The organism is Candidatus Omnitrophota bacterium, from assembly GCA_028715965.1.
GTDB lineage: Bacteria > Omnitrophota > Gorgyraeia > Tantalellales > Tantalellaceae > JAQUQS01.
This window is the reverse complement of sequence record JAQUQS010000006.1, coordinates 25,071-46,951: the sequence shown is the minus strand read 5'-3', so window position 1 is coordinate 46,951 and position 21,881 is coordinate 25,071. Positions and strand designations below refer to the sequence as shown.

Sequence of the window (21,881 nt, the reverse complement as noted above, 5' to 3'; positions counted from 1 at the left end):
TTTCTCCTTTCTTAAGATGCGCCCTATCCGAGTATTGCTACTTATTCACCGTCGAAAGTATTGACAGCGAATATCTTCCAACCTCGCTCTTCCGGAAAAATACGGACGAGGCGTTCTCTGGCCTCGGGAACGAGTTCCGGCTCAAAAATACCGAACACACTGGACCCACTCCCGGACAAAAGCTCGCCTTTTGCTCCGGATCTCTTAAGTTCAGTCAGCAGCTCACTTATCTCTGGAAAATCTCGTAATACTATTGCCTGCAAATCGTTATGGAGATTTTCCGCAATACTCAAAATATTTTTCTCTCTTAAAAAAGCGGTGAATAGTTTATCAACCCCTTTTTCTTTTGTCAAGCTTAAAGAAGATACCCTTGAATACACACTTTTTGTTGAAATACCAAAAGGTGGATTAATTATGATGTGGTTGATCTCGGCGCTGGACCCCATCGGGGAGATCACTTCACCCCGGCCCTCAGCATAAGCAAAAGCTGATTCCTGGAGGAAGAACGGGACATCTGACCCCAAGAGCGCCCCTATTTCCATAAGTTCGTTCGAATTCAATGGATTGCCGGCCAGGTGGTTGACCGCCTTAAGAAGGGCAGCCGCGTCGCTCGATCCTCCCCCCAGACCAGCGCTTATTGGTATTTTTTTGTTGAGGTGGACCTTGAACTTATAGTCCGCGTCTATACGGCTATTGAACTCTGAGATGGTCCGGCTTAACAGACCTTCACCTGTAGGGACTTCCGGGTCGTTGCAGGTTATTCTATTCCTCGTGCGGGTTGGCTGGACCGAAAGTTCATCGGATAATGATATCTTCTCGAATACGGTCTCTATCTCATGATAGCCGTCTTCCCTCTTACCGACTACTTTAAGATAAAGATTGACCTTAGCTGGCGCAGTGATATCCATGTTGGTCTCCCCGGCAACACGCGTAAAGGCCTATAGCGAAAACTATCTGGCCTGTTTCCTCTTTACGAGCATACCGGCTTCCCTGACTATATCGCTTTCCGTTAATCCGAAATACGAGTAAAGTTCTTCGGGGCTGCCACTCTGGCCGAATTTATCGTTAATGCCCATCATCTTCATAGGCACCGGGACTTCCTGTACCAGTACCTCGGCCACGGCACTTCCCATCCCACCGAAGACCGTATGTTCTTCCACCGTAAGTACCGCACCTGTCCTTTTAGCGGCATTTATCACCGCGTCCCTATCCATGGGCTTTATCGTATGCAGGTTAACGACCATAGCATTTATATGCTGCGCTTCCAATGTCTTTGCGGCCTGGAGCGCGGGATGAACAAGATGGCCACAAGCTATTATCGCCACGTCATCGCCTTCTGTCAGCACATTGGCTTTCCCGATCGTGAACGTCCCCTCGTTCTCTATGTACGGGACTTTGGCCCGACCCAGCCTTAAATATACCGGACCGGGTATAGCAGCCGCCTGGACGGTAGCCTCAAAAGCTTCCCTGCCATCCGCGGGGACCACTACTGTCATATTGGGGATTATCCTCATAAGGGCTATCTCTTCCAGGGCCTGATGTGTAGCTCCATCCTCGCCGACGGATATACCACCATGACTTCCAGCTATGTTCACGTTAAGGTTCATATAAGCCACCGATACGCGTACCTGGTCCCAGGCACGCCCGCTGGCGAAGGCACCGAACGTACACGCGAATGGTATTTTACCGGAAAGGGCGAATCCTGCCGCCGCGCATATCATGTCCTGTTCCGCCACACCGTGGCTCACAAAACGTTCCGGGAACTTGTCCTTGAACCAGTTAGCCCTTACAGACTCCGTAAGGTCAGCTGACAGGACGACCACATTCTTGTCCCGCTCACCTAACGCGACCAAAGCCTTACCGAACCCATCCCTTGTAGCTTCCATCTTGACTTTCACCTCGGCCATCCCAGCTTCTCCTTGTTTTCTCTTTTACGATCGTTGCCGATGTCAGAAATATCCACCAGGCGCATTGACTATATCGACAACAGCAGCCTTACTCTGATCAAAATCATATACATCCACGCCTTTTACCTTCAATCTTGAATTCTCCAGCTGATCGTCCATTATCAGGTAATCAAAATCCTTGAACCGGTATCCACACACCACTTCATTGGCTACCTTCAATATCTCCTGGACCTTAAGAACGTTCATTTCCCTTACGCCCTCACCGGCCTCTTCCTTGACGTCCGCTATCTTGAACTTTACGTAGAAATACCGCGCGTCGTCCTCTTTTTCGAATTCGCTTTCAGAGGACCTGTATTCGAAAAGTTCCATTAGTTTCTTATCTCCGCGGAAGTCCAGTTTCAGCCTGTTCTCGATCTGGGCGGCCAGGAATTCTTCCATGTTGATGTCCTTAAGATAGAAATGCCCTTTCCAATACCCGATATCGCTTAATTTGGTCGGAGCGCTCCTGAAGAACTCGTCCAACACGTTCCTGCGGGTGCCGTCATCCAGGTTCAACCTGTCGAACACCTGTTCCACCGATCGTTCCTTCCGGGCCTGGGGCGTAAGATTTATGCTGAAAAGCGTCCGCTTGAAAGACTCGCCCCTGGAGATATGCTGGTACATGCCTTTTTTGACATCCTCGACATATTTGATTATGACCACCTGTAGCTCAGGAAGTTTCTCGTCCTGGGTAATGACGCAATAGAACTTTATGTCCGCGTCCGTACTGAGCACTACTCGTGAAGCTATAAGGAGAAGATTGCTTATGGTGTCCCACGCGCTCTCGCTTATTCCCAGCCCGGCGTCGAGAAGGCCGTTCATCGGATAATATATCCCGATGGTCGACCCCACAAGGGTCACTTCCACATCCATGTCATATTCCGCCTTGCATACTTCCTTCACGGCTTCCGCAAGCGTTTCTTTGGGATATGACGGAACGCAGGCGGACAACCCGGTCATCATGACAATGACCGCCACGACCACACATGTCAGGGCGGCTATTATCTTCCCGGTCCTTTTGAACGTTCCAAGCGGCATCTGGTACTCCCGTCCAGGCTACAGACCCGTATTTTCCTTATATCCGTATTCGTCAAAAATAGCGACTATCTCGTCAAATTCGAGCTCTTCCCTTTTCAAAAGTTCCTGGGCGAACCTGTCCAGTACTTCTTTTTTATCGGTAAGCGTCTTTGTAACCTCTTCCAGACATTCTTTTATCAGGGCATTCGTATCGTTGTTCAATATTGTTTTTACTGTCTCTGATAACGGATTGAACTCGCTCTCCCCTGATACGGTCTGGAGCATGCTATAGTCCCCTATATACCCGCTCGCCCCCATGCCCAACTGCCATATCATGGCATGGGCTATGCGTGTAGCCTTCGAGAAGTCGCTTGAAACACCTGTCGTACTGGTGTTGAACTTCAGTTTTTCCGCCGCGTACCCGCCCAGGCTTATCATGATATCTTCCATGAGCTGCTCTTTGCTCTTGGAGTGAAGCTCTTCTCTTTCGGGCGACCACACTACACCCAAAGTGCCTTTTCGCGGGATGATACTTGCCTTGAATACACTTTTCGACGGCGCTTTCAGGTAGTTTATGATCAGGTGTCCCGATTCATGATAGGCGGTCATCTCTTTTTCTTTCGGCGTGACCGTGAGCCTGTGCTTGATGCCCAGGTCGACACGTTCAAAGGCTTCGCTGAGCTCTTTCTGCCCTATGGACACCTTCCTGGAACGGGTAGCGATCAAGGCCCCTTCTTTTACTATGTTAGCTATATCCGCCGGGCTTTTGCCCACCGCCCTCCTGGCGAGGCGCGCGTAATCCAGGCCTTCCTCTGCCTTGACTTTGGCCAGATAGAACTTAAAGAGCTCTTCCCGGTCATCCTGCGACGGTTTCGGTATGATAAGTTTCCTGTCGAACCTGCCCGGTCTTAGAAGAGCCGCGTCAAGATGTTCTTCCTGGGCATTCGACGCTCCGATAACGACTATATTGTCCTCCTTGCCCTTCAGTCCGTCCATTTCCGCAAGGAGCTGGTTAAGAGTACTGTTGGTCTCCTGGCCGCCCATGTGGGAGAAGGTCCTGCCTCGCCCAATGGCGTCGATCTCATCTATAAAGATGATGCACCCGCCGTAACCGAACGCCAGGTCGCGGGCTTTCTTGAAAAGTTTACGTACACGGGAAGATCCGACACCCACGAACACTTCCACGAATTCACTCCCGGACATGGAAATGAACGGCATGTTGGCCTCGGTCGCTATGGCTTTTGCCATATATGTCTTCCCACATCCCGGAGGTCCCAGCATAAGAAGACCCTTGATAACGTTGCCCCCCATTTTCTTGACATCCGCCCGGTCCTTTATCAGCTGGACCACTTCCCAGGCCTCCTGTTTCGCGTCCTGCATGCCTATCACATCGGCCCATGTGATGCTTATATCCTTGCCCTTGATCGGCGCTTTATCCAGTTTGGCAAAGCCTCCCCGCATAAAAGTAAGATACATGAACACGAATATCCCGGCGTGTATACCCGCCATTATGAACTGTACCGGCATCGTCGCCAGCGTCATTTTACGGTAGAACGACTCAAGGGACATAAGCCCCACAACGGAAAGTATAAGCAGTATTATCACAATAACGGTCACGATGATGATCGTCTTGTACTGCCTCATATACATCTGCATTTTTCTGCTGAACATGTCGGTCTCCTTGAGATTTTACGTATCGGGGTCCAGGTCTACCCCAGGTCCTTAACTGACATCTCTAGTTCCGCTATGGCCTTTTCCAGGTCATCTTTTCCCGGAGCGACACCATGCCACTCGACTTTATTCTCGAAAAATGACACGCCCTTGCCTTTTTCGGTATGGGCTACTATCATCTTCGGCCTGCCTTTTATCTTGTCCGCCTCACTGAATGCCTTTTCAAGCTCGGAGAAATCATGTCCGTTGGTCTCGATAGTATACCAACCGAAGTTCTCCCATTTTTTCACGTATTCCCCGGGCTCTTTTACTTCACAGCATCTTCCGTCTATCTGCAGCTTGTTATGGTCGACTATCCCATACAGCCTGTCCAGGCGATAATGGGCCGCGGTCATGGCCGCTTCCCATACCTGGCCTTCATTCGTTTCCCCATCGCCCATCAGACAGTAGATGCTGGTCTCCAATCCGTCCATCCTGTCGGACAGGGCCATGCCTGTGGCTACGGACAACCCCTGCCCCAGGGATCCGCTGGATATCTCGACGCCGGGAAGCCCTTTCTGCGGATGCCCTTGGAGACGGCTTCCGAATTTCCTTAATGTCCACAACTCTTCCCTGGGAAAGAAACCCTTATCGGCAAGTACAGCGTATAACGCGGGGCATCCGTGTCCCTTTGACAGGATGAATTTATCCCGGGACCTGTCCCTGAAATTTTCCGGGCTCACGTTCATCCTGCGTTCGTAAAGATACACCATGATGTCCACCGCCGACAAAGATCCGCCGGTATGTCCGCTGCCTGCCTCATGCAGCATTGTGAGCACGTCTTTACGTATGGACATGGCTTTTTTCTTCAAAGAGGTGATACCTTCTGTTTTTTCCATTGCCTTCCCTTTTTTAGCGTCCGCCTTTTTTGATTTTTTTCAGGTCCTTCTTGATCTTCTTTTCCGCCTCGTCATCCGGCCCCAGGTCAAGGGCCTTCTTCCATTCTACGGAAGCCTTGTCCAGCTCCCCGCAAGCGGCATATACATCGCCCAGATGTTCCCTGACCGTCGAGTCGTCCGGCAGGTACTTTACGGCCCTTTCCAGTTCTTCCCTGGCCTTGACCAGCTCCCCTTTCCTGAAATACGCCCACCCCAGGCTGTCTATATACGCGCCATTCTCCGGGTCCATCTCAAGGGACCTTTTGATCAGCCTCATGGCTTCTTCCAGTTCCTTGCCTTCCTCAACGTACATGTAACCAAGATAATTGTATACTTCAGGGAGGCCGGTCCCCCTGGAGACCAGGTCCGCTAGGATCTCTTCCGCTTTTTTCTTGTTCCCGGATTGGTCGTATACCGTGGCAAGGGAAAACCTGTATCTCTCGTTGTCCGGCTCCTTCTTACACGCCGCTTCATAGTAATTCACCGCTCCGGCGTATCTTCCCCTGACGGTCTCCACATACCCCAACCCGGCCAATATCATCCCGTCCCCAATGCCTTTTTCGAGAGCTGAACGCAACACCTTTTCAGCTTTATCGTACTCTTTCTCGGAAAGGTAGATACTGAAATTCCTGATATACGGTTCCGGCGCCCCGGGTATAAGCACCATAAGCTTACACCCTTCTTCAATAGCTTTTTCCGTTTGGCCGATCCTGTGATACAACTGCGCCAGACGTACGTAAGACTCCTGATTCACCGGGTCGTTCTCCTGGACCTTTTTATATTGCTCGATCGCCTGCACATACTTGCCATCCACTTCGTATAGTATGCCAAGTACAAGTTGCGCCTCAGTGTAGCCCTTATCCATTTCAACCGCTTTTTCCAGGTTCGCTTCCGCCTTATCGAGGATGTTCAACTTGCTGTATATCAGGCCAAGGTTGAAATACAGGAACGCGTCGTTACCGCGAAGACGTAATATCCTTTCGTATACTTCCGCGGCTTTGTCCAGTTTCTGCTGAAGGACCAATATATCGGAAAGGAACGTAAGGATCTTCATGTCTTCCGGATCATGCTTGAGGGCTTCCTCATGCATAGCCTCCGCCATATCGAACTGCCCTCTAGCCGTATACACGACCGCCAGGAGAACATATGCCTTGGTACGCGCCGGAGCTATCTCCGTAGCTTTTTTCAATGAGCTTTCCGCTTTGTCCAGCTTACCCAGAAGCAGCTGGTCCGCCCCTATCCTCAGGTATATTTCCGATATATCGGGTGTGCTGGCCAGCGCTTTTTCGTAGTGGATCATAGCGCCGCTGGCGTCCCCATAATTATCGCATACTATACCCATGGTATAATGGGCTATCGCGTCGGACATGCCCCTGATCTCGGGCGCTGCCCTCCTCAAAAGATCGATGTCCGTTCTTTGTACGGTCATCGCTTTTGATCTATCCGCTGTTATCAATGAACTGACAAAAAGATATATTATGCAAAGAACGGCCGAGATAGAAAAACGCCTTAACGTCATACCTTCCTCTTCTTGTGCCGATCTCTTCTCATCCTTTTTTTGCGTTTGTGTCTTTTTACTTTTTTTATCTTTCTTTTTTTCCCGCAGGGCATATTCTTTAGCACCTCCCATCTATTTATCTTTTCCCGAATAACGGGTACTGGTCAATATATCACTTTGTTAAGTGGATATTCTATGAACCCCTGTGCCCCGGCCTTACGCAGCTCGGGGATGAGTCTCTTAACATCCTCTTCATCTATGACCGTATCAATATCCACCCAGGCTTCGTCGAACAATCTGGACACCGTAGGGGCCTTCATGCAAGGAAGTATCTGGATGATCTTCTCAACATCCTCTTTCTTAGCGTTCATCTTGAGCCCGACCTTACCTTCCGCCAGGATAGCGCCCTTAATGAGCAATATCATCCGCTCTATCCTCTCCCTCTTCCAGGGGTCCTTCCAGGCTTCTTTATTCGCGATGAACTGTGTGGTGGACTCGCATACGGTCTCTACTATCCTCAGGCCGTTGGCTTTCAGGCTGCTGCCTGTTTCCGTGACCTCGACTATGGCATCGATGCCCATTTTCGGCTTGACCTCCGTAGCCCCCCAGCTGAATTCCACTTCCGCCTTGACCCCGCGAGCCTCAAGGTATCTTGTCGTCACCTTCACAAGTTCAGTAGCTATTTTCTTGCCCGCGAGGTCCTTTACGGACCTTACGGAGGACTCATTCGGCACGGCAAGCACCCACCTTACAGGCTTCATGCTCTGCTTCGCGTAAACAAGCTCGGCCACTCTTTCTATCTCCGAGGAATTCTCCTCTATCCAGTCGTTGCCGGTAATACCACAATCGATTATGCCGTCCTCGACATACCGGGACATCTCTTGTGCCCTGAAAAGCACCACTTCTATATCTTCGTCGTCTATCAGCGGAAAATATGAGCGGGTCGCCACTTTTATCTTGTATCCGGCTTTTTCGAACAGCCTTATTGTCGTATCCTGTAAGCTCCCTTTCGGGATGCCCATACGAAGTTTTTTTTCTTCCATTCCTGCCTCTTTTCAGAAAAAAACAGCGTCCAAAGACACAAAACCCTCTATGCGCCTTGAACATGCAAGAACGCGGGTCTCATGCCCTGTGGACAAAATTACGGTAAGTCTGATTTTCCCGTAAATTGTATATCAATAACTATATATAGTCAAGCAAATAGGTATCCAGGCTTCTGGAGAGAGGTCTTAATACTGTTATATAGTATTTAAACACACTATACAGGCCCTGTGGAGTGCCAATACCCGTAAATACGCCTCTTCCAGGTCCTTACCTACGGTTATCGCCCCATGCTTCCTTAACAGGACCGCGTTCGCCCCTTTTGATATTTTGTTAGATACCGCTTCGGCCAGCGCTCCCGTTCCCGGTTTTATATACTCGATACGGGGAACATTACCCCCTATTACGCATTCGAATTCGTAAGAAATATCCCCGATAAGCGCTACTTTTTCCGCCACCGACACCATGAACGGGTCGTGCACATGCATTACGGCCCCTATATCCGTACGGGTCCTGTAACAAGCTATGTGCAGGGGGGTCTCGGAACTGAGATCGCGTCTATACGCGCCGCTGAAAGGGTTCATCGCGTAAGTTTCCGCTTCCGGGAAGCTTATCCTGAGATAATCATGCCTATTCCCCCGGGACATATCCGCCCCCCGCTTCTTTATCACAAGGAATTCCCCGTCACGCGCGCTGATGTTCCCGCCGGCCCCTATGACCATACGGTTGTCATGCAAAGCTTTCCCGAATACAGCTATTTCCCTCACCACGTTCATATCCTCCAATTACCTCCGGTTTTGTTTAGTCTACCACATCGTGCCGTTACCGTCCAGTAGCCTATGGGCTTTACGATACAAATATCTTGTGCCTGTGGCGAAAAGCCATATAATAGAAAGGTAAATCAGATCAACATCCGCCCATAAGGAGGGAGCATACCATGGTACTGCATATTCTACGAAGTCGGAAATTCGCAAGACGTGTACTGATAGGCCTTTCGTGCATCATAATCCCGGCATTCCTGTTCTGGGGAGTGAACGTGAACACCGGTTCGGACGTTATAGGAACGATAAGCGGCCGGGCCATATCCGCGGGCGACCTGGAAGACAGCAGGCAAGGCATAAAAGTACAGCTTTTTTTCTATGATCCCAATTACGCGGGTTCTATGCGTGAACTCCTGCAGAACCAGTCGGTCATGAACATGATGGCGTGGGAAAGACTTATCCTTCTCACTGAAGCGGAGCAACGTGGGATCAATCCCCCCGACAACACGATCCTTGGCTTCATTGCCTCTCACCCCCTTTTCCATCGGAACGGTTCCTTTGACCGCGAGGTATATGACTACGTATTGCGCAGTTCTTTCCAGATGGATCCCCGACGCTTCGAGGAACTGGTCCGCGAGAACATCAAAGTTCGCTCTCTCAGGCAGGACATCCTCAAGGATGTGTCGGTTACGGACGAGGAGATCATGGCCCGGTTCAAGGCCCTTAATGACAAGGCCATCATATCTTACGTGTTCATAGGCGACGACCTGTTCACGAAAGATGTATCTGTTTCAGATCAGGAAGCCAGGACTTATTACGAAGGGACCTCCGCTTCCTATATGGAGCCGGCCAGGATAAACGTGGAATATATTGCCGCTTCTTATGACAATACCGGCGCGAGAACAGAAGCGCTGGGAACCATGTCGACACTGTACGGCAATATAGCCAAAGACCCGTCCTCCATGGCCGACATGGCAGGACAGAACGGCCTTAAACATGGCACAACGGGGGCTTTCTCAGAGAATGACGTGATCCCGGGGATACCTTTTTCCCCTGAATTCTACAAAACAGCGTTCTCTCTTTCTCCCGGCGAGGTAAGCCCACCTGTCGCCACGGGCGACGTTAAGGGAAACGTTTATATCTTACGTAAAATGGCGGAATATCCCGCGCGCGTCAAACCTTTTGAGACGGTCGAAGACCTCGTGAAGACACGTCTTGCCGAGGAAAAAAAGATGAAGCTCGCGGAACAAAAGGCCGGGGAATATTTTGCCGGGCTATCGACGGGGACAAATGACCTGGACGCTATCGCGGCCGCTCTCGGAACAACGGTCGAAAGGACCGGTCCTATCGGCACAACGGATTACATAGAGAATGTCGGGCCGGCGAAAGACCTTATGCTCCGCGTACTTGAAGGCCAAGCGGGCGCCTTTGTGCCGCCCGTCAGGACCCAGAAAGGCTATCTGCTGGCCAGAATAGATGAGATTCTTCCGGCTGGAACAGAAAAATTCGAAAAGGATAAGAACACTATCAGGACCGAGCTCCTCAGCAACAAACAGATAGCCGCGATGGATACGTGGCTTAAGCAACAAACCGATAAAGTTAAGGTCAAAAAACCTATAGGGACACTCTAAGACTGATAAAAAAAGGCCCGGATGTTATCCGGGCCTTTTTGCCATGTCTTGATATTATTGGAGGAATTTCTCGAGCTCTTTCATGAAATGAGATACGTCCTTGAACCTTCGATATACTGACGCGAACCGCACATAGGCCACCTCATCCAGGTCATACAGCTTCTCCATTACCATATTGCCGATAACGGTGGACTTGATCTCCTGGTCTGCTTTTTTCTGGACTTCGCGCTCGATCTCTTCCACAAGCTCCTCTATCTTGTCCATACTTACAGGCCTCTTTTCACAGGCCTTCATTATCCCGGATTTTATTTTTTCCCTGTCGAACCTTTTTCTCGTACCGTCCCTCTTAACGACCATCAACGGGGCTTTCTCGACATATTCGTATGTAGTGAACCTTTTGCCGCATCCCAGGCATTCCCTTCTCCTGCGGATACTGAGGCCCTCTCCTATCATCCGGGAGTCTATTACCTTGTCTTCCATGTTCTTGCAATACGGACATTTCATTTTCCCATCACCACCATTTCTATCCCCGACTCTTGAATAAACTGGCGGGCGAACTCATCGGGATAATCCCCTTCTATCACTATCTTCCCTATACCAACGTTTATTATCATCTTCGCGCATATACTGCAGGGCTGGTTCGTAATATACAAGGTCGCGCCTTCCAGGCTCACCCCATGACGGGCAGCCTGGAGAAAAGCGTTCTGTTCAGCGTGAAGCGCTCGGCATAACTCATGGCGCTCCCCGGAGGGGACTCCCAATTCCTGTCGCATACATCCGATCTCGGCACAATGACGGAGCCCTGAAGGCGCCCCGTTATACCCGGTCGCGAGTATCTGTTTATTCTTTACTACCACCGCGCCGACCTGTCTTCGCAGGCAGGTAGACCTTGTGGCCACGAACCCGGCTATGCTCAAGAAGTATTCATCCCACGAGGGTCTTTTTTTTCCATGTTCACCGGCTGCTTTTGGACCCTTCCCTGTAACGCTCGTTTTTTGCTTCATGCTGGTCCACCTATACCTTTAACGCGCCTAAACCTTCTATCAGCTCTTTGTAAAGAGGGAAGCTCTTCAGGAATTCCCTGACCTCACTCTTTATTAAAGCGAGTTTACCGTCATCCTGCCTACAATTCAACGCCTTATCGATAAATCCCACTATCCGGGCCATCTCCTCTTCCTTCATGCCCCTCGTAGTGACCGAGGGAGTGCCTATCCTTATCCCGCTGGTAACGAACGGGCTTTTCGTGTCAAATGGAATGAGGTTCTTGTTAACCGTGATCCCCGCCTTATCAAGCGCGATCTCCGCCTCTTTGCCGGTAGTACCTTTTCCCGCAAGGTCCACCAACATCAGATGGTTGTCCGTGCCTCCCGAGACGACCCTGTAGCCTTTTTTCGTAAGCTCTTCGGCGAACCTCGCGGCGTTCATTATTATCTGTTTCTGGTATACCGCGAATTCGGGTTTTAACGCCTCCAGGAAAGATACCGCTTTTCCCGCTATTACGTGCATTAGCGGACCGCCCTGTATCCCGGGGAAGACTTCCGAGTTTATCTTTTTAGAGAACTCCTCACGGCAAAGGATCATTCCACCCCGCGGCCCTCTGAGCGTTTTATGCGTGGTCGTGGTAACGAATTCCGATACGGGAACGGGACTGGGATGAAGTCCTGTCGCCACAAGCCCGGCTATATGGGCCATATCCACCATGAGTATCGCCCCCACTTCGTCGCATATTTCGCGGAATTTCGCGAAGTCGATGATACGCGGATAGGCTGAAGCCCCGGCTATGATCATCCTGGGCTTTGTTTCCAGCGCCTTGGACCTTATCTCATTGAAATCCAGCTGCTCCGTCTCCCGGTTCACTCCATAAGGCACTATCTTGAAATATTTACCGGAGAAATTCTTTATGTGGCCATGGGTCAGATGCCCTCCGCAGGAAAGGTCCATGGCAAGCACCGTGTCCCCGATGTTGAGCATGGAAAAATATACCGCCATATTGGCCTGGGAACCGGAATGTGGCTGCACGTTGACATGGTCCGCGCCAAAAAGTTTTTTCGCCCTCTCTATCGCAAGGTCCTCGGCGACATCAACATGTTCACACCCGCCGTAATACCGGGCATGCGGATATCCTTCAGCGTATTTGTTGGTCATGGCGGAACCAACGGCTTCCATGACCGCGCGGCTGGCGAAATTCTCGCTGGCGATAAGTTCTATGCCTTCGTCCTGCCTTCTTGTCTCGTCAAATATCGCTCGGAATATCTCTGGATCGGTATTATTAAGATGCTTCATTGCCCGTCTTTCTCCTTCATTAAGCGGTTCTTTTCCTGAATACTTTATTCTCATACTCTTTTATCTGCTCAACTCGCCTGGCATGCCTGCCTTTAAGGGACCTCGTCTTAAGCCAGCTTTTCATTATCCGGACAGCCTCATCCGGGCCGTTCTTTGCCGCCGCCAACACCAGTACGTTCGCGTCATTATGCTGCCGGGAGGATACGGCATCCCCGACAGAAGTGCACATTCCCGCCCTTACGCCCGGCAGTTTATTGGCTATTATGGACATTCCTATGCCGGATTTACATATGGCTATCCCCCTTGAGGCTTTTCCGGCAGACACGTTCCGCGCTACCTCGAACCCGTAAACAGGATAGTCGGCGCTCTCGCACTCGCCCGCACCAACATCTATGACACTATACCCGGACCTTGCCAGCTCTTTTTTCAGCCGTTCTTTTACCAGGTATCCTCCATGATCCGCACCGATCACTATTTTTTTTCCAGCCATTTTACAAATCCTTCCACGGCGGATTTTATCTCCGCGAAACATTTTTCATAAACTATTGCGGGCATGCCTATGGGGTCCTGTATGCCTTTGTCGCCGGTGAACTCCCCCAGTAAATGGACCTTATTCCCGGCCTCCGGCTCTATAGCCAGCACTTGTTCTTTATGTCCCGGCTCCATGACCAGTATGATGTCCGCCCACTTTATCATCCCACTGGTCAGGACCTTGGACCTGTATTTTTCGGTATCCACTCCTTCTTCCTCAAGTATCTCGATGGCCTCCTCGCTGGGCATACCACCCTCGACGCCCCACGTTCCCGCGGAACATACTTCAAGCCCTAACCCTCTTTCCCTGGATACCTTCTCAAGATATCCTTCAGCCATTATGCTTCTACAACTATTCCCCGTACACACAAAAAGAACTTTTTTTATACTCCCCATTTGCCGGGTCTTCCTTTTAAAGGTTAATTTTTCTGTTCTTCTCTTCGACCTTCCTTACAAGTTCCTTCTTATACCTGTCCAGCCTTGAAGCCACCGTCTGGGACGAGGTCCCGATAATCTGGGCGGCCAGTATCGCGGCGTTTATCGCTCCCGCTTTCCCGATAGCTACCGTAGCGACCGGCACTCCAGCAGGCATCTGTACCGTGGAAAGCAGTGAATCCACCCCGTCAAGCCTGGTCTCCATGGGAACACCTATGACCGGTAATGTCGTATGCGCGGCGGTGATCCCGGCCAAATGGGCGGCCCCGCCAGCCCCGGCAATTATGACCTTCATCCCGTTCTTCCTCGCGTTCCTGGCGAATTTAGCTGCCGCGTCCGGTGTCCTGTGGGCCGACAATATCTTGACATCGCAACTTATACCCAGTTTTTTTAACATGTCGGCCGATTCCTTCATGACCGGCAGATCAGAATCGCTTCCCATGATTATCCCCACGATAGCCTTGTTCTTTTTCATTACGCTACGCTCCTTATCTTGCCCTTCCGGCCGCCCTGTAAGCTATATCTTTGCGGTAATGCATCCCTTCGAACCCGATCCTGGATACAGCCCTGTAAACACCATCTATCGCTTTTTTTATACCTTTTCCCTTTGCCACTACGTCCAGGACACGTCCTCCGGAAGTAACGACCATCCCGTTCTCGCTCCTGGTCCCCGCGTGGAAAACGATGGCCCCTTCCTTTTCGGCTTCTTTTATCCCCGTTATGGCCTTCCCCGGGACGTATTTGCCCGGGTATCCGCCAGAAGCGAGCACAACGCACACACAATCCTCATCGTCCCATTCGACCTCGATCCCGGAAAGATCGCCTTTAGCGGCCGCGTATAACAATTCCGCAAGGTCCGATCTCATGCGCGGAAGTATCGCCTGTGTTTCCGGATCGCCAAAACGCACGTTATATTCAAGGACCTTGGGCCCGTCCTTCGTCATCATAAGACCGGCATAAAGTACCCCTTTATATGCTATCTTGTCGTTACGCAGGCCTTCAATGGTCGGGTTTATTATAGACCCCATAATGGTCTCCATCATGTCCTCATCGATCACCGGCGCGGGTGAATATGCCCCCATACCCCCGGTATTTGGCCCGGTATCGCCCTCTCCGACCCTTTTGTGGTCCTGGCTGGACGCCAGCGGTATGACCTTCTCCCCGTCGGTCACGACAAGTATTGAGACCTCTTCTCCCTCCAGGCATTCCTCGACCACGATCATGCTTCCGGCCGCCCCGAACACTTTTTTCACCAGCATATCTTCCGCGGCCTTTAGCGCCTCTTCCTCATCCCGCGCGACAACAACACCCTTTCCCGCGGCCAGGCCATAGGCTTTTACCACCACCGGCTTCCCGAACTCAATAATGTGTTCTTTTGCTTTAGCGATATCGTCGAATATACGGAACGTGGCGGTCGGGATATCGTATCTGCCCATGAACTCCTTGGCGAACACTTTGCTGGACTCAAGACGCGCTCCGGCGAATCCCGGGCCAAAAACGGGTATGCCCGCCCGTTCAAAATGATCGGCCATACCTACCGCCAGTGGCGCTTCCGGACCAACAACCGCAAGGTCTATTTTATTGTCCACGCAAAAAGTGACCACGTCCTCGTGCCTGTCAAGGTCGATCTCCACATTGGTCGCTATGGCCGAAGTTCCCCCGTTCCCCGGAGCGCAGAATATCTTTTCCACCCGGGGGCTTTCGTTGAGTTTCCAGCATAGAGCGTGTTCTCTTCCTCCGGACCCTATTACTAATATACGCATCAGATCTTTCCCTTCATTAGCACCATAGCCTGGCTATTTAACAAGTTCCACTCCGCCGGGTCCCTTATCAATGTGCCCTATTATCCAGCTTTTTATCCCGAACTTGTCCCAGAACATCCTCTTCGCCCCATTCGCGTCCTTCGGGGACATTACCAGCGCCATGCCGATCCCCATATTGAAAGTCCTGTACATTTCTCTTTCCGTTATATCGGCCTTTTTCTTTATCTCCCCGAATACCCCGGGCATCTCCCATGTATCCATGGTGATAACGGCCTTCATCCCGCGAGGCAACATACGCGGGATATTGTCATAGAACCCGCCTCCCGTGATATTCGCCGCCCCTTTTATCCCGTACTTCGAATGGACCCCTAAGAACGATCTCACATATATTTCCGTAGGCGCCAACAATGATCTCCGGTGTTTTTTCATCTCACTTTTAGTGAATATCTTGCGTACCATCGAATACCCGTTGGAATGCAATCCGCTGGACGCCAGTCCAAGCACGATATCACCCTTCCTGGTCTTTTTCCCGTCTATCAGCTTTTTCCGGTCCACTATGCCGACCGTGAACCCGGCAAGATCATACTCACCACGCGCGTACATCCCCGGCATCTCTGCCGTTTCCCCTCCCAGAAGGGCGCATCCCGCCTGGCGACATCCGTCTATTATGCCCTTTACGACTTCCGTCCATATCGTATCTTCAAGCTTGCCGGTAGCGAAATAATCGAGGAAGAATACCGGGCGCGCGCCACAGCAAAGCGTATCGTTAACACACATGGCCACGAGGTCGATACCTATCGTATCATGTACCCCGGTTATTTGCGCTATCCTGAGCTTCGTCCCCACCCCGTCGGTAGAAGCGACAAGGAGCGGGTCCTTTATCCCGTACTTCGACGGGTCGAAGAACGCGCCAAAACCGCCGATAGAGTCCATGCTCCCGCGCACCCTGGTGGTATCGATGAGACCTTTTATGTTCTTGATAAGCTTGTTAGCCCTGTCTATATCAACACCCGACCTCTTATACGTCACCTGCTTCTTCCTTCTCATCCCTCGATCCCTGCTTTCTTGAATACGTGATCCACATGCTGGAGATGATAGTCCAGCTCGAAACAATCCGATATCTCTTCTTTTGTCATATATTTCTGGAAGTCCTTGCTGCCAACAGCCAGCTCCTTGAACCCTTTTCCCGTCTCGTAGGACCTGAGCGCCAGGGCCTGTACGAAATCATAGGCCTCCATCCTGGTCGCCCCCCTCTTGATAAGTTCCAGCATAAGCCGTTGGGAAAAGATCATGCCCTTGGTCTGGCCTATGTTCTCAAGCATTTTTTCCTTGTTAACGACCAATTTCTCGACAAGCATGGTAGTCTTATCCAGCATATAGTCCAACAGTATGGTGGAATCCGGGACTATGATCCTTTCCACGGAAGAATGTGATATATCCCTTTCATGCCATAACGCCACGTTCTCTATGGCGGCCAGCGCGTTGCCCCTTAGCACCCTGGCAAGCCCGGTTATCCTCTCACATATTATGGGGTTCTTCTTGTGGGGCATGCTCGATGATCCTGTCTGTCCCTTCGCGAAATATTCCTGGACCTCCCCGATCTCCGTCTTTTGCAGGCCCCTCACTTCCAGCGCGATCTTTTCCAGGGTCGCCCCGACTATAGCTATCGTGGTAAGATATTCGGCGTGCCTGTCGCGCTGCAATATCTGGCTCGATACCCTGGCTGGTCTTAACCCAAGTCTTTCGCATATATATTCCTCAACGAACGGCTCGACGTTCGCGAAAGTCCCCACGGACCCGGAGATCTTCCCATAAGCTATGATGTCCCTGGCACTCTTCATACGGACTATGTCCCTTTCCACCTCTTTGTAAAAAAGGGCCATTTTAAGACCGAAAGAAGTAGGTTCGGCATGCACTCCGTGCGACCTCCCCATCATAGGGGTATATTTATGCTCGATAGCCCTGTTCCTCAGCGCCGTTCTCAGCTTTTCCGCTCCCTCTATCAAAAGGTCCATCGCCTCACACATCATGATAGAAAGGCCTGTATCAAGCACGTCGCTCGAGGTAAGCCCAAAATGCAGGTATTTAGCTTCTCCGCCTATGTTCTCCGAAAGGTTCTTAATGAACGCGACGACGTCGTGATTGGTCTTTTTTTCGATCTCGTTTATCCGGTCCACATCGAACCCGGCTTTTTCCTTTATGACCTCGACCGCGTCCTTAGGAACGAACCCTAGTTCGGCAAATGCCTCGCAGGCCAATATCTCGACATCCAGCATCTTCTGGAATTTGTTCTCATCCGTCCATATCTTCGACATTTCCGGGCGTGAGTATCTTTCTATCATACCGGCTCCTTATGTGGTAAGTATTCAATATATAGCTATATATATCAGGATAGAGACTTTTTTATAGCATATATGGTATGGTATGTCAATGTTTAGAGAAAAAGCGGTTTTCTTCGCGGGGCGTCCCGGGACCCTTAATGTTGTCCGTCCCCGGGAGCCGTTCTTTCGATCTCATCAAGGTATTCCCGGGCCTCATCCAGTTCCTTCAGGGGCCCCAATATCTCCCGTGCAGCCATATAGTCCCCTTTAAGCATATATACCCTGCCAAGGTCAAGATAAAACCCAAGTATCCCGGGATATCTGTTAATGGCGCGTTCCAGCAGATATCCAGCATATCCGTAATCGGACGCTGAAATGGCCAGTTCCGCTAAACGTTCGTATGCGAAAGGTATCTCGGACTGTCTCAAGGCCTTATGGTACCAGAACGCGGCCATCCCGTTCTGTCCCCGTTCTTCCATTATGTACGCGATCCCTACCAAAGATTTCGTGTCCATATTGTACGGGGCGTTCCTGAGGGCTCTCAGGTAAAGCTCATTGGCCTTGTCCAGTTCTCCCCGTTTCAGATACTCAAGGGCCAAATTACTGGCGAAAGAACTGTTCCGCGGCTCCCGGGCAAGATCGGCCCCGTACAGGACCAGGGGATCCGCCCACTCTTTGTTGCGCGCGATCGTGTTATAGCACAGGAACCCCATGTATGCGGCGAAAAAACATAGCAGCAAAGCTTTCCATTTTATTTTTTTCCCCGCCGCCAGACGCCCGAGAAAAAGCGCGACAAGAGCAAAGGCCCCGATCACGCCCATGCATACCCAGTGTTCCCGGAACGTTGCGGTATGGGCGTACACCACGTTGTTGTATATGAGCACAGAGGAAAACACCCAAAACGCGAACAATCCCGCTTCCCGCGAGTACTTAAGATGCCTGATCATGGCATACACTCCTCCCAGGATCACCGGCGTCCATATCAGCAAATACCGGTTGAGGATACCCGTTTCCACAAAATGATATTCCGCATAAAGCCCCGTCGGGGCGAAAATAAGCCTGAAATAGGTAAACAGTATCCTTGGGAATGTAGCTATGCGGTCGTGCATGGACGCAATGGCGATATGTGACGACATACTGGCGGGCAGCGCGACAAGGAAGTTTATCTTGTTCACCAAATAGAAGTACGTGAACAAGATCACCGCGGATATACAGATCTCCACACTCCGGTCTCTCTTGTTCCGTTCATACAGGAAATAGTATATCACTTCTATCGCCGCGAAACTTATGGCCTTTTCGTTGCACAAGAATGACAATATAAAAGCGAAGAACGAGACTGCCAGCATGGTCCTACGGCCATTGGCCGAATACGTCGTCAGGGCAAGCAAACTGATCATCCCGAAGAAGATGAACAGGGAATCCACGCGCCCCGCTATCAATGTAACGGTTTCTATGTTCACCGGATGCGCGCAAAATATGAGCGCGACCGCGGACGCGGCCCGGCGAGATAATCCGAACCTCGACAGGACCAGGAACACAAGGAACGCGTTTAGTATGTTTATCCAGATATTGACTTCCCTGAACACATGTGGGTCCATGCCGGACAGTTTATAATTCACGAGAAAAGTAAGTGTCGGCAGTGGTCTGTAATATGGACAAATACCCGCGTCTTCCATCCCGAAAGACGAGCTTCTGAATATATCCCCGATAAAGGACCAGTCGGTGATGAAGATATTATCGCATATCATGCCGTAATCATCCCAAATGAACGGATGATCAAGCGTCGCCCCGTAACATATGTATACAACGGCCACGATCGCCAGGAACAATACTACATGCCACCGATATTTCATGACCGCCCTGAACTTCTCTTCCGATATCCGGAACATCGACAAACTCAAGCATCCCCCTTTTTATCATTGGCGATCCCCGGCCCGTGTCGGGCCGGCATATCCCGATATAACGCTTTTATCCAACGGGCCACGTCCGAAATGAACATCCCCAGGAAAACAAAGATGAACCCCTCCAAGGGATACCGGTATCTATTGTTCGTGGCTGAGCTTACAAGTATAACAGCCGTCATTGTATACATTATAGTTATCCACATGAACGCCATCACGGCGGTCCCGGCAGTGTCTCCGGGAACAGCGGTCACGGCTTTCCTGACTATCGCTATTAACATATACACCATTATCATCGGGTAGACAAGAAGCCAGAACAAGGCATGCCTGGTCTCGTACCGCGGATGTCCAAAAAGATACGTCCATTTATCCGTATAGGGAAGTATTCTCAAGAGAAAGAACTTATCGTATATTTCCGCGTACCACCCCAGGGAATCCAGCATTATCTCGTTGAACCCCTCACCGTAATAATTGCTGGGCCCTGGCAGAAAGAACCTTTCCGCGGAATCCTTTACCGCCGCCAGGTAGTAGCCCGGATAGCACTTCAGCGTGAACAGCACATCATCCCTGTACACATCATTCACTATCACATATATGATATTATGGTAATTCACCAGGCCATTATGTTTGCGCGGCATATCCAGCACCGGGATACCCGTATCAGACACGATGTCCGAGAACCGTTCATAAAAGGCCTCTACCTGGCCATAGGGATGGAAGTGATATGATAACGGCGATAGTTTTCCCTCTTCTACAAGAGCCTTTCTCTCCTCCTCCGGGATACGGAACGATGTCATGAGGGACATCCACGTCCAGCTTCCGGTGCAGGTAGCTGGCTCACCAAAGATCGCCATATTCTTGCAACATAGAGCGGCTATAAGTGCCGCCGGGAGAGCCGCGGCGTACAGTACGCGTTTATATGATAATATCTTCCGGGACACGAGCAGTACCGTTGCCGTTACCCCCAGGAACCATACCCAATGATAAGTGCCCCGGGTATAAATGACCGTTGCCAGGAGCAGGAAAAACCCCGCTCCGTATAGCGTGTTCCCTCTGGCTACGAAGAAATACAACAGCAAGGCGCTGAGCGCGAGCATTACCGCTACCGGGTATGTATAGAACAGCGTATTCTCATAAACAAGCGTCGAAGGGCTTATGACAAAAATGACCGCGAGACATGTTCCAAGCCCGTGTTTGACGCCCATGCGTTCCATCAGTCCATACACCGAGAAAGCCAGTACCAGGCCCATCACGAGATAACATGCGTGAAAAACTGCCGCGTAAGCGGCCGGGAACGCTTTTAATACCAGCCCCAGGAACAAGTTGAATAATGGCGGCTGGTCGTGGAGATAGAACAGGCTCCTCACGAGGTCCGTCTTCAGGAGCTCGACGTCCACCACCTGCATGGCCACATTGATAGAATTAAAATAAAATCCCAGGCCGTGCGTATACGCCAGGATCCTTGAAACTCCGAATGCCGCGACGATAATGATAAATGGGATGAAGTGCCGTCTTGACCGCATGCGTCCGATTATACCACAGGCAAAACCGTTTTTAAAACCAAAGATAAGCCTGTCCCGCTACTCGATCCTAAACCTGTACCCACTCCCCTTGGGCCTCGCCTCTAGTCACATCCTCCTCCTTCTTCTCTAGCTGGCACAAATAGCGTGATTCATAACTCACCAGGCAGGGGGGTGACAGCGAAGCGTCAAGAGGGGGAACAGAACCGTAATATTTCTCAAGCAACAGGGGACAGTTTAAGCGGGAGCTTGTACCCGGTACTAGTTTGGCTCTTCCTCGGGCCATGCCCCTGGCCACATACTCCCCCTATTACAATAGTATCTACCATAACTCCTTAGGTAAGATGGAGGACACCGAGCCCGGATAAAAGGAGGGCGAAGGGGCCCTACCCCCGCAAAGCTATGGATGAGTACGTTTTCGGGGAAAATATTTTACCCGAAAACGGGCGAAAGAATAGCATACACTTTTATCGTTCTTAGATAAAAGTGTGCACCAAATGGAAAAGGCTCTTTAACAGTTAAGTTAAAGAGCCTTTTATATTTGGTTGCGGGGGGAGGAATCGAACCTCCGACCTTGAGGTTATGAGCCTCACGAGCTACCTCTGCTCCACCCCGCGTCAGTCAATATTTATCGCTAGATTATAA

20 protein-coding genes and 1 tRNA gene are annotated in these 21,881 nt (G+C 50.8%); 1 reads left to right on the top strand and 20 read right to left on the bottom strand.

What is annotated here, in order from left to right:
- Positions 1 to 41: 41 nt before the first annotated feature.
- The 8 genes from ispE to PHH49_04385 form a co-directional block, all read right to left on the bottom strand.
- Complete coding sequence (ispE, locus tag PHH49_04420) at positions 42 to 908, bottom strand: 4-(cytidine 5'-diphospho)-2-C-methyl-D-erythritol kinase (GenBank protein ID MDD5488193.1); 867 nt, start codon at positions 906 to 908, stop codon at positions 42 to 44.
- A gap of 42 nt (positions 909 to 950) precedes the next feature.
- Entirely contained in the window at positions 951 to 1,907 is a 957-nt protein-coding gene (locus PHH49_04415) for a transketolase family protein (protein MDD5488192.1), read from the bottom strand.
- A 42-nt stretch (positions 1,908 to 1,949) separates the two neighbouring features.
- Entirely contained in the window at positions 1,950 to 2,984 is a 1,035-nt protein-coding gene (locus PHH49_04410; GenBank protein MDD5488191.1) for a hypothetical protein, read from the bottom strand.
- A gap of 18 nt (positions 2,985 to 3,002) precedes the next feature.
- On the bottom strand, positions 3,003 to 4,634 hold the full coding sequence (locus PHH49_04405) for an AAA family ATPase (protein MDD5488190.1): 1,632 nt from the start codon (positions 4,632 to 4,634) through the stop codon (positions 3,003 to 3,005).
- A gap of 38 nt (positions 4,635 to 4,672) precedes the next feature.
- Positions 4,673 to 5,512: a transketolase gene (locus PHH49_04400; protein MDD5488189.1), complete on the bottom strand. Its 840-nt coding sequence runs from the start codon at positions 5,510 to 5,512 to the stop codon at positions 4,673 to 4,675.
- Positions 5,513 to 5,525: 13 nt separating this feature from the next.
- The gene (locus PHH49_04395; protein MDD5488188.1) at positions 5,526 to 6,851 is read right to left on the bottom strand and encodes a tetratricopeptide repeat protein; all 1,326 of its coding nucleotides are present in this window, start codon (positions 6,849 to 6,851) and stop codon (positions 5,526 to 5,528) included.
- A gap of 362 nt (positions 6,852 to 7,213) precedes the next feature.
- Positions 7,214 to 8,092: an ATP phosphoribosyltransferase gene (hisG, locus tag PHH49_04390; GenBank protein ID MDD5488187.1), complete on the bottom strand. Its 879-nt coding sequence runs from the start codon at positions 8,090 to 8,092 to the stop codon at positions 7,214 to 7,216.
- A gap of 195 nt (positions 8,093 to 8,287) precedes the next feature.
- Positions 8,288 to 8,866, bottom strand: a complete 579-nt coding sequence (locus PHH49_04385) for a class II aldolase/adducin family protein (GenBank protein ID MDD5488186.1) — start codon at positions 8,864 to 8,866, stop codon at positions 8,288 to 8,290.
- A gap of 161 nt (positions 8,867 to 9,027) precedes the next feature.
- Here PHH49_04385 and PHH49_04380 point away from each other — a divergent pair, with 161 nt between their 5' ends.
- A complete protein-coding gene (locus PHH49_04380; protein MDD5488185.1) occupies positions 9,028 to 10,482 on the top strand; it encodes a peptidyl-prolyl cis-trans isomerase in 1,455 nt (484 codons plus the stop codon).
- A gap of 54 nt (positions 10,483 to 10,536) precedes the next feature.
- Here PHH49_04380 and nrdR read toward each other — a convergent pair whose 3' ends face one another.
- The 12 genes from nrdR to PHH49_04320 all read right to left on the bottom strand — a co-directional run bounded on the left by nrdR (position 10,537) and on the right by PHH49_04320 (position 21,853).
- Complete coding sequence (gene nrdR / locus PHH49_04375; protein MDD5488184.1) at positions 10,537 to 10,986, bottom strand: transcriptional regulator NrdR; 450 nt, start codon at positions 10,984 to 10,986, stop codon at positions 10,537 to 10,539.
- Positions 10,983 to 11,486: a dCMP deaminase family protein gene (locus tag PHH49_04370; GenBank protein MDD5488183.1), complete on the bottom strand. Its 504-nt coding sequence runs from the start codon at positions 11,484 to 11,486 to the stop codon at positions 10,983 to 10,985. The genes nrdR and PHH49_04370 overlap by 4 nt, the downstream gene beginning before the upstream one ends.
- A gap of 10 nt (positions 11,487 to 11,496) precedes the next feature.
- Positions 11,497 to 12,765: a serine hydroxymethyltransferase gene (locus PHH49_04365; protein MDD5488182.1), complete on the bottom strand. Its 1,269-nt coding sequence runs from the start codon at positions 12,763 to 12,765 to the stop codon at positions 11,497 to 11,499.
- Between the two features lie 19 nt (positions 12,766 to 12,784).
- Entirely contained in the window at positions 12,785 to 13,255 is a 471-nt protein-coding gene (locus PHH49_04360; GenBank protein ID MDD5488181.1) for an RpiB/LacA/LacB family sugar-phosphate isomerase, read from the bottom strand.
- Positions 13,237 to 13,692: a low molecular weight protein arginine phosphatase gene (locus PHH49_04355; GenBank protein MDD5488180.1), complete on the bottom strand. Its 456-nt coding sequence runs from the start codon at positions 13,690 to 13,692 to the stop codon at positions 13,237 to 13,239. Before PHH49_04355 ends, PHH49_04360 begins: the two co-directional genes overlap by 19 nt.
- A gap of 16 nt (positions 13,693 to 13,708) precedes the next feature.
- A complete protein-coding gene (gene purE / locus PHH49_04350) occupies positions 13,709 to 14,206 on the bottom strand; it encodes a 5-(carboxyamino)imidazole ribonucleotide mutase (protein MDD5488179.1) in 498 nt (165 codons plus the stop codon).
- A gap of 13 nt (positions 14,207 to 14,219) precedes the next feature.
- Entirely contained in the window at positions 14,220 to 15,494 is a 1,275-nt protein-coding gene (gene purD, locus PHH49_04345; GenBank protein MDD5488178.1) for a phosphoribosylamine--glycine ligase, read from the bottom strand.
- A gap of 33 nt (positions 15,495 to 15,527) precedes the next feature.
- Positions 15,528 to 16,523, bottom strand: a complete 996-nt coding sequence (gene purM, locus PHH49_04340; protein MDD5488177.1) for a phosphoribosylformylglycinamidine cyclo-ligase — start codon at positions 16,521 to 16,523, stop codon at positions 15,528 to 15,530.
- A gap of 14 nt (positions 16,524 to 16,537) precedes the next feature.
- A complete protein-coding gene (purB, locus tag PHH49_04335) occupies positions 16,538 to 17,836 on the bottom strand; it encodes an adenylosuccinate lyase (protein MDD5488176.1) in 1,299 nt (432 codons plus the stop codon).
- A gap of 134 nt (positions 17,837 to 17,970) precedes the next feature.
- Complete coding sequence (locus tag PHH49_04330) at positions 17,971 to 19,716, bottom strand: hypothetical protein (protein ID MDD5488175.1); 1,746 nt, start codon at positions 19,714 to 19,716, stop codon at positions 17,971 to 17,973.
- The gene (locus tag PHH49_04325; protein ID MDD5488174.1) at positions 19,713 to 21,239 is read right to left on the bottom strand and encodes a hypothetical protein; all 1,527 of its coding nucleotides are present in this window, start codon (positions 21,237 to 21,239) and stop codon (positions 19,713 to 19,715) included. The genes PHH49_04330 and PHH49_04325 overlap by 4 nt, the downstream gene beginning before the upstream one ends.
- A 539-nt stretch (positions 21,240 to 21,778) precedes the next feature.
- Positions 21,779 to 21,853: transfer RNA gene (locus tag PHH49_04320), tRNA-Met, on the bottom strand.
- Between the last annotated feature and the right edge of the window lie 28 nt (positions 21,854 to 21,881).